A 15,914-nucleotide genomic window follows, 5' to 3' on the forward strand; every position below is an offset into this window, starting at 1 on the left:
CTGGGTATTTATACATAAAAGCTGATTATAACCTAAACACTAGGCTGCGTTTAGGATAATAAGAAGAAAAAACAATCAAAAAATAACATCATACAATCAGTAACTTAATAGCCAACACATCATTAATATTGATATTTTTTATAATGCAGTGAAATTATTTCCGAGTTCTTCCTATCCTTTTTAGTAAGCAAGTTAACAACTTATTAACCTGCGATATAAAAATACTATTAAGTCCTAGAGGGAATGACTATGAAAAATTCTAATCTTGCTGTTACAGCTGCAATCACAAGTGTACTAGCGTTCGGCGGTGCAGTTCTTACATCAGCACCTGCGGAAGCAGCAGCAAAAGAGAAATGCTACGGCGTTGCAAAAGCTGGCCAAAATGATTGTGCAACCAAAACAAGTTCATGTGCGGGTACAGCCAAAGAAGACAACCAATCCGATGCATTCGTGGTCGTTCCTAAAGGACTGTGTGGCAAATTATCAGGTGGTAATACTCAATCATCATAATTGAGCTGCTTAGTATGGTGAGCTGACATTCAGCTCACCTCCACTTTCCATTAGGAGAATAGTTGTGACTCAAACTCTTCATCCCAACGCAGGGGTTGGCCTTAGAACACCGCACTTGGACTTCTTTAGCCAAAACCCAGCTTTAGTGAGTTGGTTAGAGGTGCACAGCGAGAACTACTTTTTAGCGAAATCACCGCAACGTCAACAACTGAGAGAGATTCGTCACGCACACAACATAAGTTGTCACGGCGTTGGATTGTCGCTAGGTTCTGTTGAGCGCATCAATCAACATCATCTGATGCAGTTAAAAGACCTGATTGATGATATCGAGCCCTTCTTGGTTTCTGATCATCTCAGCTGGAGTCAGACCGGCGGTCACTACTTCAATGACTTGTTACCGCTGCCTTATACCGAAGAGGCGTTAGAAGTCTTCTGCCGCAATGTCATCGAGGTTCAAGACGGCCTGCAACGCCCTATGCTGATTGAAAATCCATCGAGCTACCTTGCCTTCAAACATTCAACCATCCCAGAGTGGGAATTTTTAGCCGAGGTACAAAAGCGTACCGAGTGTCGCCTACTGCTCGATTTCAATAATATTTTTGTCTCATCTTTTAATCACGGTTTCAGCTGTGAAGAGTATCTCAATGGAATACCAGCAGACAAAGTGGAAGAGATTCACTTGGCAGGTTTTACCAAAAAGAAACTCGAACAAGGTGAGATCTGGATAGACACCCACAGCAAGCCTGTCTGTGACGAAGTGTGGCAACTCTACACGCAATGGATAGAACAACATGGTTCGCGCCATACCTTGATAGAGTGGGATTTAGATATCCCAGAGCCACAAATTTTATTGGCTGAAGCGGCCAAAGCCAGTGATATTTTGTATCAACACGACAAGTTCAACCAAAGGAGTCGCGCATCATGAGCCACTCTTTAGCTAATGTGCAATCGGAGTTTGCTAACGCCCTACGCTATCAAAACAATGGTGAGCACTGCGACATAGTGAGCGACCACTTTTCCGATGAACAGCGCATCCAGATCTACCGAAATAATTTTGTGATTAGCTTGAGTGAAGTACTGGCTGCTACGTATCCACTGACTGAAATGTTGGTTGGTGAAGAGTGCTTCCAACAAATGGCTCGTCTACATGTCTTAAGTTATCCATCAACCTCTGGTGACGTCAGTGGTTACGGTGAACACTTTGAACAAACTATCCAAGCCTTTCCTGCTGTTATCGAGGCTGCACCTTATCTCGCTGAAGTAGCTTTGTATGAATGGCAAAAAGATAGCTTGGTGAGATGCGTTTCAGTATCACATGTCGACCAACGTCCTCTTTCTCGTTTAGCTGATGTACCGCAAGAACAACAAGGTGCTTTAGTCTTTCATCTCAAAGATTCAATAACGCTAATTAATTCTAGCTATATGATTATCGCGCTTGAGCAGGCTATCTATCAGCAACAACTCGATGGGTTAGACATCAACCAACCTGAATTTGGGGTGTTAATCCGAGCGGAAAACTCACAGATTGAGAGCCATAGTTTGACGCAAGAAAGCCACCAACTGTTAACCGAATTTCAATCGGGTCAAACGCTCTCAGCGATAGACCCTTTACTACTACAACATCTGAATACTGTCATGACACTGAACGTCATCTCAGGCTTTTCAATCAATGCCGAATTGGAGACATAATATGGATAACAACACAGTCACGAACATGATGGCTCAATACGACAGTTTGATTGAGAAATCACAGGCACTTTTTGTTCCCGTACTACTTCTGTTTTGTCGCCTATGGGTGGCGTGGGTCTTCTTTAATTCAGGACTCACCAAAATAGCCACTTGGGATAGCACCCTTTACTTGTTTGAATTGGAATACCAAGTGCCTCTTTTGCCTTGGGAATTGGCCGCTTACATGGGTACCGCAGCTGAATTGATTCTGCCGGTATTCTTAGCGCTTGGCTTGTTAACCCGACCAATGGCTGCAGTGCTGTTCGTTTTCAATATCATGGCCGTCGTGTCATACCCTGTATTGTGGGCACAAGGCTTCTATGATCATCAGCTTTGGGGATTAATGATTCTTATCGTCGTGGTATGGGGAGCTGGACCATTTTCACTTGATAGAATCTTAAAAGCGCAGTTCAAAAACTAAACCTCTTTTCCATGGTCTCTAAATTTACATAGGTCCAAAACGCAAAAAACCACTCAATTGAGTGGTTTCTTTTTATCTGGAATAAACTACTTGTTTAGAAAAGCTTGTAGCTCTTCAGCAGAGATACCTTGCTCGGCTAGCTCTTTTGCTAGTAGCTGAACTTGTTCACCTTTACGAGATTCAACCACGCGTTGAAATTGGTAAATGATATCTCGCAAAGTATCAATTGGAACTTGTTTTGCCGCACTGCGAATACGCTCTTCACTTTGGTTTCCTAGCTCTTTAAGCAATTTACCAAACATGACCTTTTCAGGTGCATCTTCCATTTGTTCTAAGATGCGCGCCATTTCGTAGGTTGTTAATGACATTACAGTATTTTCCGTTGGGGACTAACGTTTCAATGAGTGACAAATATACCATGTTTTAACGTTTCGCAAACCGCCATTTGTATATTTTGTCACCCTTGAGACTTATGCCTTAGCAAACGTCGTGTGCCATGACTTACCCGCTTTGCTCGCAAGCACCAACAATGCAGGAACAATAAGGAACATTTGCAGCGCAATCATCACTTGAGACGTTAAATCAAGACGTTGCATCGTACCAACAAGCAGTCCAGAACCGCTCATTTGGAACAAGCCAAGCAACGCAGCTGCGGTACCCGCACGGTCACCAAAAGGTTCAAGTGCCTTACCGGCTGCGGCACCAAGAATCCAAGCGAAGCCAACTGAAGATAGGAAAATCGGCAGCATGAATGCGATCGCGCTAGCATGCTCAGCAAGCACCAACATAACCACACCCGCTAAGCCAAGCGTTGAAATACCGACAACCAATGCTTTGTAAGTACCAAAACGATCCATAAACTTCGGCGCAGTGAATGCAGCCGTGATGTTGATAACCGCGTTAATACCAAACCAGAACGTAAACTCATTCATCGTCAAACCTAGGTTTTCCATCAGCACAACAGGTGCAGAGGTAACGTAAGCAAGAATGACCGCCATCGCCATCAAGCATAAGGTTGCATGGAAGATGAATGATGGTGTTTTCAATACCGACCAGTAACGCTCTAATTTGAAAACCGCGACCTTTTCTGTCGCTGGATTAGACTCTTTCATTTGGAAAAACAAAATGGTGCCAACCACGACAGCGAACACAGCCATAAAGCTGAAGTTCGAGCGCCAGCCAAACTGTTGAGTCAACCAAGCACCAAGAATCGGTGCTAGTGCAGGAATAAAGCAAATTGCACCATTGAGGTAACTGATCATACGGCCACTTTTCTCAGGGCCAAATAGATCGCGAACCGTCGCAAAGGCTGCTACAGAAGTCGCACAAGCTCCTAAGCCTTGTAGCAGCCGAGCTATTAGCATCATATCAATCGATTGAGCTGCCCACGCCAAGCAAGCACTCAATGCATAGATACTAACACCTCCCAATGCAACGGTTCGACGTCCTAACTTATCAGCCAAAGGGCCTGCAAATAATTGCCCGACACCCATGGCGAATAAAAACCAAGTAATCGTATCTTGTGCTAGTGCGTGTTCCACGTGAAACGCTGTTGAAATTTGTGGCAGAGCTGGAAGATAGATATCTATAGCCAAAGGGCTAAATAGAACCAGCATTGCCAATAAAGCAACCTGCAGTTTACTAGGGGTTGGAAGCGCGTTAGAAGGCACAAGATTCTCCGAATGAGTTAATTTAGGTGCATAATAACCAACTAAAGATATGAACAAAAATGGCATATACTCATTAGCATTATTCCAAATAGGAAACTCACATGAATATCGAGAAACTATCACGCCTCGACCTCAATCTACTGGTTTGCTTGCAGGTGCTGATGGAAGAGCTGAGTGTCACTCGCACTGCGCATCGATTGTGCTTGAGTCAATCGGCTGTGAGTAAGTCGCTAGCTAAGCTTCGTGAACAATTTAATGACCCTCTTTTCACACGAAGTGCTCATGGCCTACGACCAACACCGAAAGCTGTTTTCCTTAAGCCTCGGTTAGAAACGTTGATCAACCAACTTGATGTTCTCACTCAGCCTGAGACATTCATTCCCAACAATAGTGACCACAGCTTTCACATTGCTGCCGTTGAGAGTGTGTACCCGCTGATTCTTCCTCACTTCTTACCGGCGATATTTCGACAAGCACCTAAGGTCAATATCAACACCCACGCGTGGACCGAACAAACCTTTAAGAAGCTACAGCTTGGGGAGTTAGATATCGGACTCACAGGCAAAGACATCGACATCAACGACGCGCGCTTAACTATGCTGCCGCCAGACGACATCTGCGAACAAGAGATCTACCGTGATGCACAGATGTGTGTCTTAAGGCGTAACCACCCTGCTCTGAGCGGTAAATGGGATTTGGGAACCTACCTTGCGCAGCGTCATGTACAAGTAAGATGTGATGGGAACGATCGATGGCTGCTTGACTACAAACTTGCCGACCTTGGTCATCAACGTGATATCGCGATTTCTGTTCCAGACTTCAATAGCGCCGCAAGCCTGTGTACCTACACCGACTTTGTGTTTACCGCACCAAGCCACTTTACTTACCTCGTCGCTAAGCAACTCGACTTAGTGGTTGTTCCTTTACCAATGGAATTCCCACCGATGGCATACACTTTGTTTTGGCATCGTGACAGAGAAAATGACCCAGCCTTAACTTGGTTGCGAGATATCATCAAAGAAAAAACTCTGCACCTTAGATAAAAATGGCGTACAGCGTTTGCAGCAAACGAACAAAAGCGCTAGCTTATTGACCTAATAAGTCCCCTCGCATGTATATCGACTGTGAGTGTTAACAAGGACCCTAACAATAAGGATAAACATAGATGCATAATATCACTGCTGAACGCGTTGCTGCGGTTCGAGCTTGGCTTGAAACAAACAACCTAGATGCCGTTATCATTCCACACGAAGACGAATATCTAGGTGAATACGTTCCCGCTCATAACGAGCGACTTCACTGGTTAACAGGTTTCACTGGCTCTGCAGGTGCCGCTGTTATCACTCGTGAAACTGCTGCTATTTTTGTTGATGGTCGCTACACCGTTCAGGTTCGTAAGCAAGTACCAGCAGAGTTATTTGAGTATCGCCACCTTATTGAAGAACCGGCTTTAGATTGGATCATCAATTCATTGCCACAAGGTAGTAAGGCTGCATTCGACCCACGCATGCACACCGCGGCGTGGTTGAAAGGCGCACAAGCAAAACTAGCAGAGAAAGTTGAGCTAACAACGCTCTCAGCAAACCCAATTGATGAGCTTTGGTCTGATCGCCCTGAGCCTGTGGTATCTGATGTTCGCCTAATGGCAACAGACGCCGTTGGTCAATCAAGTGAAAGCAAACGCGCTGAAATTGCAGGCCTACTAAAAGCCAAAGGTGCAGATGCCGCAATCCTTACTGAACTAGACTCTATTTGCTGGTTACTCAACATTCGTGGTTTGGACGTATCACGCCTACCTGTTGTGTTGTCTAATGCAATCATTCACGCTGATGAAAGCGTCGATTTCTTCCTAGACCCAGCACGCATCCCGGCTGGCTTTGAAGCTCACGTTGGTAATGGTATTCGCGTTTCTCCCCCATCAGAGCTTGAAGCGCGCCTTCAATCTTTAGAAAGCAAAAATGTGTCTGTCGATTCAGGCACGAGCAATGCTTGGTACACGCTTGTTCTACAAAACGCTGGCGCTCACATCATTGAAGCAGCAGACCCATGTCTAATGCCAAAAGCCGCTAAAAACGAAACTGAAATTGCAGGTATGAAGGCGTGTCACGTTCGTGATGGTGTTGCGATGGCGAAATTCTTATCTTGGATTGATGCAGAAGTCGCGCAAGGTAACCTACACAACGAAGCGGTATTGGCTGACAAAGTACAATCATTCCGAGAACAAGACCCAACACTGATGGACCTAAGTTTTGACACGATTTCAGCTGCAGGCGGTAACGCAGCAATGTGTCACTACAACCACGAGAACCAACCTGAACCAGGTCAGTTAGAGATGAATACTCTGTACCTAGTCGATTCAGGCGGCCAGTATCTAGATGGTACAACCGATATCACTCGTACTATCGCGATTGGCCAACCAAGCGACGAAATGATTCAACAGTTCACTCTCGCACTTAAAGGTCACATCGGCATTGCACGTGCACGTTTCCCACAAGGTACTCGTGGTTTCCAACTGGATATCCTAGCGCGTCAGCACTTATGGGCAGAAGGCTTCGACTACGACCACGGTACTGGTCACGGTGTTGGTCACTTCCTAAGTGTTCATGAAGGACCGCAAAGCATCTCTAAGAAGCTGATCGACGTACCTCTAGTTGAAGGTATGGTGTTATCGAACGAGCCGGGTTACTACCGTGCTGATGAATTTGGTATCCGCATCGAAAACCTAGAGCTCGTGGTTGAACTGCCAACTCAAGGTGATTTCTCAGTACTAACCTTTGAGTCACTAACACGTTGCCCTATCGATAAGCGCAACATCAATGTTGATTTGCTAACACGACCTGAACTGGCATGGCTGAACGATTACCATCAGAAAGTTTGGAACGACGTTAGCCCATTAGTTGAAGGTGATATATTGGAATGGTTACGCCAATCAACCACTCCATTGGCTCACGCTTAACGCTTCACTAAGCTGTTAGCTGAACCAAAACGAACGTACTAAGTTAAATAGCAAATAGAAAAACGGCTACCCAAAGGTAGCCGTTTTTATTTGCCTGTATCATTACATCGATGTTTCACGTGGAACATCAACCAAACATTGATTAACCAGAATAGGCACTGTGCCAATCACGCCACACTGGGTCGAAACCACGCTGACGAATCATCGACTCAACATCAGCAGCACTTCTCTCGTCACTGATCTCAAACTGCTCGAGTTCTTCCTCACCCGAAGCATAACCACCGGGTTGGGTTTTTGACGCTGCCGACATACTAGTGATACCCAAAGGCAACACGTTATCACGGAAAGTTGCCGATTCACGGGTCGAAAGGGATAACTCGACCTCAGGATTCAAGAGCCGATATGCGCAGATAAGCTGAACCAGCTGTTTATCGTTCATGATTGATTTAGGCTGTAATCCACCACTAGAGTCTCCACCCTCACACGGACGAAGACGTGGGAATGAAATCGAGTAACGTGTTTGCCAATAAGTACGCTCTAAGTAATCTAAGTGGGCAGCAACAAAAAAGCAGTCGGTTCGCCAATCTTCCAAACCAATCAAGGCACCAATACCGATCTTATCTATCCCCGCCTTTGCTAGGCGATCAGGGGTTTCAAGACGGTATTCAAAATCCATTTTATTGCCACGTAGATGGTGCTCAGCGTAAGTTCTTGGCTGATAAGTCTCTTGGTAAACCATAACAGCATCTAGGCCGAGAGTTTTAAGTTCGGCGTAATCATGTTGATCAAGTGGCTGCACTTCCATCGCAAGGTAGTTGAATTGCTTTTTGATATTCGGCAGCACCTGTCGAAAGTAATTCATCCCGACCTTAGTTTCATGTTCACCGGTGACCAACAAAACACTATCAAACTTCATCTTTTTGATCGCCGTACTTTCGGCATCGATTTCATCCAAAGTAAGCGTGCGGCGCTTGATACGGTTCTCCATCGAGAAACCACAATACGTGCACGCGTTAGCGCATAGGTTAGACAGGTACAAAGGAATATAAAGCGACATCGTATTGCCAAATCGCTTGCGAGTTAGTGCCAGAGATTGTTGTGCCATCTGCTCTAGGTAAGGTTCTGCCGCCGGAGAGATCAGCGCCTTAAAGTCTTCTAAGTCGCGTTTGGGTTTACTCAGAGCGCGTTCAACATCCGCTGCCGTTTTACTGAAGATAGACATACCAATGTCATCCCAGTTGAGTTGTTTAAATCGATCAACAAACGTCATAGCACTACTACTCGTCTAGGAATGAAGTTAACGGGCTTGAAGCAACCGCGTGAGATACTTTTCCTGCAAGTCCAGCAAGGTAAGCCATACGCCCCGCTTCAACTGCCAACTTAAACGCAATTGCCATTTCAACCGGCTGTTGAGAAGCAGCAATTGCGGTATTCACTAACACTGCGTCTGCGCCCATTTCCATTGCACGTGCAGCATGTGATGGCGCGCCAATGCCCGCATCAACAATCACAGGGACATTCGCTTGGTCGATAATGATCTCTAAGAAGTCTGCAGACGCAATACCCTTATTTGAACCAATAGGCGCACCCAACGGCATAACTGCCGCACAACCCACCTCTTCCAAGCGTTTACACAATACTGGGTCGGCATGGCAGTAAGGCAACACAACAAAGCCATCTTTGACCAGTTGCTCAGCGGCTTTAAGCGTTTCAATTGGGTCTGGCATCAAGTACTTTGGATCTGGGTGAATTTCTAGTTTAAGCCAGTTTGTACCCAGTGCTTCACGAGCCAAATGCGCAGCAAAGATGGCGTCTTTTGCATTCTTAGCGCCTGATGTATTCGGTAGTAAGTTCACGCCAGCATCAATGATGGGTTGTAAAATGTCGTCTTGCTCAGAGCGAATATCAACTCTCTTCAGCGCCATGGTTGCCAATTGAGAACCTGAAGCTTCGATAGCACTCGCCATCAAATGCTTATTGGCGAACTTACCAGTTCCAGTGAAGAGTCGAGATTGAAACGTTTTATCTGCGATGGTTAACATGGTTAGCCTCCTGCAATGGCTTGGAAAAGAGATATAGCGTCGCCTTCATTAACGACCGTTTGTTGCCACTGACTACGAGGGACAACCGCATTATTGATAGCAAATACACAACCTAGATCAGGTAATGCTAGAACTTGGATAATGTCCGCTAGAGACGACGAGTGTGCTACTTGTTCTGATTGTTCGTTTATCGAGATCGTTATATGGCTCATTGGATATCTTCTTCTAAATGCTTAACTACAGACGCACTGCACACAGGACATTCACTATCTTGAGTGACCATAAGGTTTTGCCAATTCATCGTCTGGCCATCGAACAGTTTGAGTTGGTGTGTTGCGACCTGAAACTCACCATGAGTTAGACGTTGAATAGCAGCCAAAGCTTGAAGGTTACCTATGGTGCCAACAACTGGGCCTATGATGCCGCTATCGCTACAACGAGTCGTTTGTGGATGATGTCTGAACGGGAACAAGCAGTGATAACACCCTTTCTGATTCTGATAATCAAATACAATAAACTGGCCTTTCCAGCCAATTGCAGAACCAGAAATCAAAGGGGTCTTCGCGCTGAAACATGCTTGGTTAACCTGCTGGCGTGACTCGAAGTTGTCAGTACAATCCAACACTAAGTCAGCTAGCATCACTTCAAGCTCAAGCTGACTTTCACTCATTCGTTGATTGATGGTTCTTACTTGGCTGCGACCATTGAGTTCACTCACTTGTTGCTTGAGAGCTTCAACCTTAGGCGAACCTAACTGATTTTCCCTGAACGCGACCTGTCGTTGCAGGTTCGATGAATCGACACAATCATCATCGACCAGCACGATCTTTCCAACACCAGAAGCAGCCAGGTAAAGAGCCGCAGCATTACCTAAGCCACCGCAACCAATCAACAACACATGACTATTTAGTAGGTTGCGTTGCCCTTGCTCACCCACTTCAGGTAACGCAATTTGTCGTTGATAACGAATGAATTCAAAGTCACTCAGCATAGCTAGGCTCCTGCATAACCTCTTCCTTAAGAGTTGGAGATTTAGGTGCCATCAGTTTTTCGAAAAATTCAATCACTTTATGTGGGTCTTCCGCCAATGTAATCGCACGTACCACCGCCAAGCTCGATACCCCACACTCCCACACCTGCTCAGCTGTCGTTTGGTCAATACCGCCAATAGCAACCGTCGGATAACCAGTGAGTTGGTCTGTGTATGGGATAGTATCAATCAGCTGTTGATACAGAGATAAACGAACTAAACCTTGAGGCTTTGATGGCATCTGTTTAGTTGTTGTTGGGAAGATATGCCCTAGCGCAATATAGCTTGGGTTGATTTGAACAATGCGGAGCAACTCGTAATAGCCATGAGTCGAGAGACCGATCTTGATACCTGCTTGGCTCAACTGTGAGAGGTTTGACTCTTCAATATCCTCTTGCCCCAAATGAACACCAAATGCGTCATGTTTGAGTGCAAGCTGCCAATAGTCATTGATAAAAACCTGAGCGTTATACTCTCGACCAAGCTCGATTGATCGCGCAACTTGTTGTTCTAAGTCCGCTTGCTGCGGGTTTTTAATACGTAGTTGAACAGTGTTGATTCCAAGCTTGAGCAACCTTTCGATCCACTCAACATCATCAACCACAGGGTATAGCCCTAGGCTACTCTTGCTCAATTCAGGGAACGAAAGTGATGCTCCTTGGTGCGCCCAACCAACACTAATATCCAGTCGCTCATCTTCCAAAACTGGAACTGGAAAGTTTTGGTAATGTGCTGGCCATGTTCCACGTGAAACATTGGACGATGCGCGAGCTAAAACCAATGCGTCCTCTAATGGGAATTCCAGTGCCAACAAAGTAAGTAACCAAGCAAAGTGGCCGTGATTATCTAACTCCTGATGAGCTGTAGTTTCACTCTTGATAGCACGATTAGCATCCCGGTGTGACCAGATATCCAGTACAGCTGAAGCATCTGAGACACCGATGTAGATGGTATTCGGAGTTTGTGTAAAAGCATCACAAACGTCAGTTAGCACGACTGAACTACTGTAATCAACAACGTGGTTCAGTTTCGCTAGCTGACACTCCGCCAATGAATCAACATCATGAGCAAAGCCAATAGATAACGCCTGCTGAGTGTCAACGATAGAGAAGTATTGAGTTGGGCTTACACCCAACTCAACTGCATCGGTTGCCAAGCCTTGTCGCTTAGCAACCAATAGACAGTTCTGCACCTCTCCCGTTAACTCAATATTTTGAGATGGGATGAGTATCTTCACTGTCATTATTCCTCTAATTGAGCTTCTTTTGCACCTACTGCAGGGTGGTAAAGTTCAGAGCCAGTATCACGGAACTCTTGTGATTTCTGACGCATCCCTTCCAGCGGATTATCTAGCATCTTAATCTCGATAGCCTGATCCGCGGCCACTTGTTCGGTGTCTTTCGCATACTCTCGGACTTCCTGAGAGATCTTCATCGAGCAGAATTTAGGTCCACACATTGAGCAGAAGTGAGCAACCTTGCCCGACTCTTGTGGCAGAGTTTCATCATGGAAAGAACGCGCGGTTTCAGGATCTAAAGCTAGATTAAATTGGTCTTCCCAACGGAATTCAAAACGTGCCTTTGATAATGCATTATCTCGGATTTGTGCGCCCGGGTGCCCTTTAGCGAGGTCAGCAGCGTGTGCAGCAAGCTTGTATGTAATCAGGCCAGTCTTCACATCTTCTTTATTTGGTAAGCCGAGATGCTCTTTAGGTGTGACATAACATAGCATCGCACAGCCGTACCAACCAATCATGGCAGCGCCAATTCCAGAGGTAATATGGTCATAACCAGGGGCAATATCTGTCGTCAGTGGACCTAAAGTATAGAAAGGCGCTTCATGGCAGTGTTCTAACTGCTCATCCATATTCTCTTTAATCAGGTGCATTGGTACATGTCCAGGGCCTTCAATGATCACCTGAACGTCGTATTCCCAAGCCACTTTAGTCAACTCGCCTAGAGTACGTAACTCCGAGAATTGAGCCTCATCATTGGCATCTGCAATTGAGCCCGGGCGTAAACCATCACCTAATGACAGAGCAACATCGTACTTCGCACAGATCTCACAGATCTCACGGAAGTGGGTATAAAGGAAACTTTCTTGGTGATGAGCAAGACACCATTTCGCGATGATGGAGCCGCCACGAGAGACAATACCAGTCACACGCTTAGCGGTCATTGGTACGTAACGAAGCAGTAAGCCTGCGTGGATAGTGAAGTAATCAACACCCTGCTCTGCTTGTTCAATCAAGGTATCACGCATTACTTCCCAGTTAAGGTCTTCCGCAACGCCATTCACTTTTTCAAGCGCCTGATACATAGGAACTGTACCAATCGGCACTGGACTGTTACGCAGAATCCACTCGCGAGTCTCGTGGATATTACGGCCAGTTGAGAGGTCCATTACGGTATCGCCCCCCCAACGAGTTGACCAAACTAGCTTCTCAACTTCTTCTTCAATCGAAGAGCTTACTGAAGAGTTACCGATATTAGCGTTCACCTTCACTAAGAAGTTACGACCAATAATCATCGGTTCTGATTCTGGGTGGTTGATGTTTGAAGGGATAATAGCTCGGCCTTCAGCGACTTCTTTACGCACGAACTCAGGGGTGATCTCTTTCGGCAGGTTTGCGCCAAAGTTATGGCCAGGGTGTTGGTGGTTCAGCTGCTCATCAGCGAATTTCTGACGTCCCATGTTCTCACGTATGGCAATGTACTCCATTTCAGGTGTGATAATACCCTGACGAGCATAGTGCAGCTGAGTAACACATTGGTTGTCTGTCGCGCGACGAATTCTAGGCAGGTTGCCGTAGCGAAGGTCGTCTAGAGTTTCATCGTCTAAACGTTCTTTGGTGTAAACAGAGCTTACGTCGTCTAACAGTTCCGTATCACCACGCTCTTCAATCCATTGCTCTCGCAACTTAGGAAGACCGCTATACAGGTCTATTTGATGTGTAGGGTCTGTGTAAACACCTGAGGTATCGTAAACTTGAATGGGTACATTAGATTCGAATACAGGCTCTTTTTTGGTACCACCAACAAGGCTATCAGCGAGTGATATTTCTCGGACAGGGACTTGAATGTCCTCTCGAGATCCTTGGATGTAAGCTTTTTTTGAGTTTGGATAGGGTTGTACGGATAAAGAATCAATGAAATTCTTCGCTTCCAGTCTTGCTTGTTTACGAGTCGACATAGCATTTTTCCTTGGCTTTTATTTTAGCCATTATTTATAGGGATAAAAATGCTTGACGGATTAGATGCTACAAGAGGGATCACGGTAAGAAATACAGTTGTGATCTGGAGATAGATCTCTAGAAGGATTCTAGTTAGATATCTACTCTTGTTCCCTTCGCAGGTATTAGCCTGATCAGGTTCAACGGATCCCGAGTTAACGGTCTCAGCCATATGGCACTCCGACAAGTTCGATCGAGTATATAAAAACGGCTTGGATAAACCAAGCCGAGTTGTTAACAAATCGTAAGAAAGTTTTAAGACTTTATCAAAAGTTGGAAGCCGATCCATGCGGCTGAAATACTGAGTACCACGTTGAGTAGCACATTGAGTCCCATCTTAAAGAAAGCGCCCTGCTGCATAAGAAGTACGTTATCCATAGAAAACGTAGAAAATGTAGTCAGTGCTCCTAGGAAACCAAGACCGATAATTTGTCTCCACGGTTCCGTCGCGACCATCTCATTTTCAAACGCGGCGATGAGCAATCCCATAATCAAAGAGCCAATCACGTTAACAGTCAACGTACCGTAAGGAAAACCACGTCCTAACATCACAACGCATAACTCTGAAATCAAGTAACGTGAACAAGCACCAAACGCGCCACCGATGGCGATAAAACCTAGAATAGATAACTGACCCATGAATCCTCCCTAACAATAATCCCTATATTCTAGCTTTAACGCCGATAAAAGCGAGGGTAGAAACTAAGAATGCATGCGCAAATATTAAACGTTACAGGTGTCACTTAACTTCGATATATCCCATTAAACCCGTTTTCATGTGTTCTATAACATGACAGTGATACATCCAACGTCCTGGGTTGTCGGCAACAAATGCGGCTTTCGCTCGACCATTCTTTCCAAGTAACACAGTATCGGTATGGAAAGGTTCTTCAATTTTTTTACCATCAAGTTCCAATACAGTGAATGTATGACCATGAATATGAATCGGGTGATGATATTGAGTGACGTTCTTAAGATCGAATATGTAAGTCTTACCTAGCTCTAAAGTCGCCAACGGCTCAGGGATATTGTCTTTGCTCATCCCCTCCCACGCTCGTTTATTAGTAAGCCAAAATTTAGGCATCGATTTACCATCTTTAGATACAGGTGAAACCGCACCCTCCCACTCGAACACGAAATCGATCTCTTCAGCATTAGCAAGATCTAGGTTAGGTACTGGATTCAATGGTAATAATGGTAACACTCGCTCTTGAGTAAATGCTGAATCTACGACTTCAAATTCACACAAAGAAAATGGGAAACGCCCCTTCATTTGGAGAACGTTAACTCGCTCACCAGCTTTAGGAGCGACCAGTCCGATATCAACACGCATACCCGGACCAATTTTATGTTGAGTAAGTTTATAAGGCGTTTTCACAGGGTTACCATCAATGGCAATCACCCATGCATCAACCCCTTCGATAGCAATAGGATAAGTGATCGTATTATCGACATTCGCAATACGCAGTCGAGTCGTTGCGTGCTGCTTTAATTGGTATACAGGTTCATGAACACCATTGACGCTGCTCCACTCTCCTGGAGTACCCATACGAGCACTGAGTCGGGGAATCATTAATTCTTTCCATTGACCTTGCTTGTCGATATGCCAATGTTTAAGCATCAATGCGTGTTCTTCGTCAAACTGCACGGGAGTGCTTTCTTCTACGATAATAAGGCCAACTAAACCCATACCAAGTTGTTTAACGCTATTCATATGTGGGTGATACCAAAATGTGCCAGCATCTGGCGGCGTAAACTCATAAATGAATGTTTCACCTGGCATGATCGGTGGCTGACTTAAGAAGGGAACACCGTCCATTTCGATAGGAATTCTTAAGCCATGCCAATGGATAGTCGTCGGCTCTGATAGCTTATTCGTAAAACGAATTGTGACCTTTTCACCCTGTCGACATCGAATCGTCGGAGCTGGGATCTGTCCATTAAAAGCTAAAACATTGGTATCAAATCCTGCGACTAACTCAGCCGTTGAAGGTTCAGCAGTTAAGTCATAAACATACTTACCTTGCCCATCAACAGACTGCTTCATAGAACAAGCGGGCAAAACAGTTAGTGCGGATATAGCGAGAGATGATTGAATAAACTTACGACGGGAAATATCCATATTTGTTGCCTTTTAGTAATAACGACCAAAATGTAACAAAATATTGAGAATAATTCTCATAAAGAAGTGGGGATTGTGCTGTTGGTTGTTTATAAAAGAGGCTGGGATAAGTGAGCACTTACACTTTTAAGGCTAGGTTTTATTAAAAGCAGGAATTATCGACTAAAAATCGAACAAATATAAAGTAATACCAATTCCATTAA

General features: G+C 45.1%; 16 protein-coding genes and 1 riboswitch. Of the genes, 6 read left to right on the forward strand and 10 right to left on the reverse strand.

Annotated features, from left to right (window positions below; all coding sequences use genetic code 11):
• Positions 1-249 precede the first annotated feature (249 nt).
• The 4 genes from AACT19_RS22680 (at position 250) to AACT19_RS22695 (ending at position 2,659) form a co-directional block, all read left to right on the forward strand.
• A complete protein-coding gene (locus AACT19_RS22680; RefSeq protein ID WP_004736650.1) occupies positions 250-510 on the forward strand; it encodes a BufA1 family periplasmic bufferin-type metallophore in 261 nt (86 codons plus the stop codon).
• A 64-nt stretch (positions 511-574) separates the two neighbouring features.
• Positions 575-1,435, forward strand: coding sequence for an MNIO family bufferin maturase (gene bufB / locus AACT19_RS22685; protein ID WP_076648908.1), 861 nt, complete (start codon positions 575-577; stop codon positions 1,433-1,435).
• Positions 1,432-2,199 carry an HvfC/BufC N-terminal domain-containing protein gene (locus AACT19_RS22690; RefSeq protein ID WP_076648910.1) on the forward strand — a complete coding sequence of 256 codons (768 nt, stop codon included), beginning with the start codon at positions 1,432-1,434 and terminating at the stop codon, positions 2,197-2,199. The genes bufB and AACT19_RS22690 overlap by 4 nt, the downstream gene beginning before the upstream one ends.
• 1 nt (position 2,200) lies before the next feature.
• Complete coding sequence (locus tag AACT19_RS22695; RefSeq protein ID WP_004736653.1) at positions 2,201-2,659, forward strand: DoxX family protein; 459 nt, start codon at positions 2,201-2,203, stop codon at positions 2,657-2,659.
• A gap of 86 nt (positions 2,660-2,745) precedes the next feature.
• On the opposite strand, the gene tsrA is transcribed toward AACT19_RS22695, so the two are convergent.
• Positions 2,746-3,027, reverse strand: a complete 282-nt coding sequence (gene tsrA, locus AACT19_RS22700; protein WP_004736654.1) for an H-NS-like global regulator TsrA — start codon at positions 3,025-3,027, stop codon at positions 2,746-2,748.
• Between the two features lie 102 nt (positions 3,028-3,129).
• On the reverse strand, positions 3,130-4,329 hold the full coding sequence (locus AACT19_RS22705) for a multidrug effflux MFS transporter (RefSeq protein ID WP_029222012.1): 1,200 nt from the start codon (positions 4,327-4,329) through the stop codon (positions 3,130-3,132).
• 101 nt (positions 4,330-4,430) lie between these two features.
• Between AACT19_RS22705 and AACT19_RS22710 the strand changes: the two genes are divergently transcribed.
• Positions 4,431-5,372: a LysR substrate-binding domain-containing protein gene (locus AACT19_RS22710; RefSeq protein WP_004736656.1), complete on the forward strand. Its 942-nt coding sequence runs from the start codon at positions 4,431-4,433 to the stop codon at positions 5,370-5,372.
• A 122-nt stretch (positions 5,373-5,494) separates the two neighbouring features.
• Entirely contained in the window at positions 5,495-7,285 is a 1,791-nt protein-coding gene (locus tag AACT19_RS22715) for an aminopeptidase P family protein (protein WP_076648912.1), read from the forward strand.
• A 142-nt stretch (positions 7,286-7,427) separates the two neighbouring features.
• Here AACT19_RS22715 and thiH read toward each other — a convergent pair whose 3' ends face one another.
• From thiH to AACT19_RS22755, 8 genes are all read right to left on the reverse strand, one after another.
• Positions 7,428-8,555 carry a 2-iminoacetate synthase ThiH gene (gene thiH, locus AACT19_RS22720; protein ID WP_076648914.1) on the reverse strand — a complete coding sequence of 376 codons (1,128 nt, stop codon included), beginning with the start codon at positions 8,553-8,555 and terminating at the stop codon, positions 7,428-7,430.
• A 7-nt stretch (positions 8,556-8,562) separates the two neighbouring features.
• Entirely contained in the window at positions 8,563-9,327 is a 765-nt protein-coding gene (locus AACT19_RS22725) for a thiazole synthase (protein WP_012605073.1), read from the reverse strand.
• A gap of 2 nt (positions 9,328-9,329) precedes the next feature.
• Positions 9,330-9,539: a sulfur carrier protein ThiS gene (gene thiS, locus AACT19_RS22730; protein ID WP_010440653.1), complete on the reverse strand. Its 210-nt coding sequence runs from the start codon at positions 9,537-9,539 to the stop codon at positions 9,330-9,332.
• Entirely contained in the window at positions 9,536-10,318 is a 783-nt protein-coding gene (locus AACT19_RS22735; protein WP_076648916.1) for a HesA/MoeB/ThiF family protein, read from the reverse strand. The genes thiS and AACT19_RS22735 overlap by 4 nt, the downstream gene beginning before the upstream one ends.
• Positions 10,308-11,600 carry a thiamine phosphate synthase gene (locus AACT19_RS22740; RefSeq protein WP_076648918.1) on the reverse strand — a complete coding sequence of 431 codons (1,293 nt, stop codon included), beginning with the start codon at positions 11,598-11,600 and terminating at the stop codon, positions 10,308-10,310. Before AACT19_RS22740 ends, AACT19_RS22735 begins: the two co-directional genes overlap by 11 nt.
• Positions 11,600-13,549 carry a phosphomethylpyrimidine synthase ThiC gene (gene thiC / locus AACT19_RS22745; protein ID WP_076648920.1) on the reverse strand — a complete coding sequence of 650 codons (1,950 nt, stop codon included), beginning with the start codon at positions 13,547-13,549 and terminating at the stop codon, positions 11,600-11,602. Before thiC ends, AACT19_RS22740 begins: the two co-directional genes overlap by 1 nt.
• Before the next feature lie 134 nt (positions 13,550-13,683).
• A riboswitch (TPP riboswitch) is annotated at positions 13,684-13,782 on the reverse strand.
• 62 nt (positions 13,783-13,844) lie between these two features.
• On the reverse strand, positions 13,845-14,228 hold the full coding sequence (gene crcB / locus AACT19_RS22750) for a fluoride efflux transporter CrcB (protein WP_004736665.1): 384 nt from the start codon (positions 14,226-14,228) through the stop codon (positions 13,845-13,847).
• A gap of 100 nt (positions 14,229-14,328) precedes the next feature.
• Positions 14,329-15,711 (reverse strand): multicopper oxidase family protein, encoded by a 1,383-nt coding sequence (locus AACT19_RS22755; protein WP_076648922.1) that lies wholly within the window; start codon positions 15,709-15,711, stop codon positions 14,329-14,331.
• Positions 15,712-15,914: the final 203 nt, after the last annotated feature.

The organism is Vibrio sp. 10N.222.47.A9, assembly GCF_963872585.1.
GTDB lineage: Bacteria > Pseudomonadota > Gammaproteobacteria > Enterobacterales > Vibrionaceae > Vibrio > Vibrio splendidus.

Coding starts and splice junctions, on each gene's coding strand:
- AACT19_RS22680 (WP_004736650.1), top strand. CDS start 250: ATGAAAAATTCTAATCTTGCTGTTACAGCTGCAATCACAAGTGTACTA.
- AACT19_RS22690 (WP_076648910.1), top strand. CDS start 1,432: ATGAGCCACTCTTTAGCTAATGTGCAATCGGAGTTTGCTAACGCCCTA.
- AACT19_RS22695 (WP_004736653.1), top strand. CDS start 2,201: ATGGATAACAACACAGTCACGAACATGATGGCTCAATACGACAGTTTG.
- tsrA (WP_004736654.1), bottom strand. CDS start 3,027: ATGTCATTAACAACCTACGAAATGGCGCGCATCTTAGAACAAATGGAA.
- AACT19_RS22710 (WP_004736656.1), top strand. CDS start 4,431: ATGAATATCGAGAAACTATCACGCCTCGACCTCAATCTACTGGTTTGC.
- AACT19_RS22715 (WP_076648912.1), top strand. CDS start 5,495: ATGCATAATATCACTGCTGAACGCGTTGCTGCGGTTCGAGCTTGGCTT.
- thiH (WP_076648914.1), bottom strand. CDS start 8,555: ATGACGTTTGTTGATCGATTTAAACAACTCAACTGGGATGACATTGGT.
- AACT19_RS22725 (WP_012605073.1), bottom strand. CDS start 9,327: ATGTTAACCATCGCAGATAAAACGTTTCAATCTCGACTCTTCACTGGA.
- thiS (WP_010440653.1), bottom strand. CDS start 9,539: ATGAGCCATATAACGATCTCGATAAACGAACAATCAGAACAAGTAGCA.
- AACT19_RS22735 (WP_076648916.1), bottom strand. CDS start 10,318: ATGCTGAGTGACTTTGAATTCATTCGTTATCAACGACAAATTGCGTTA.
- AACT19_RS22740 (WP_076648918.1), bottom strand. CDS start 11,600: ATGACAGTGAAGATACTCATCCCATCTCAAAATATTGAGTTAACGGGA.
- thiC (WP_076648920.1), bottom strand. CDS start 13,549: ATGTCGACTCGTAAACAAGCAAGACTGGAAGCGAAGAATTTCATTGAT.
- crcB (WP_004736665.1), bottom strand. CDS start 14,228: ATGGGTCAGTTATCTATTCTAGGTTTTATCGCCATCGGTGGCGCGTTT.
- AACT19_RS22755 (WP_076648922.1), bottom strand. CDS start 15,711: ATGGATATTTCCCGTCGTAAGTTTATTCAATCATCTCTCGCTATATCC.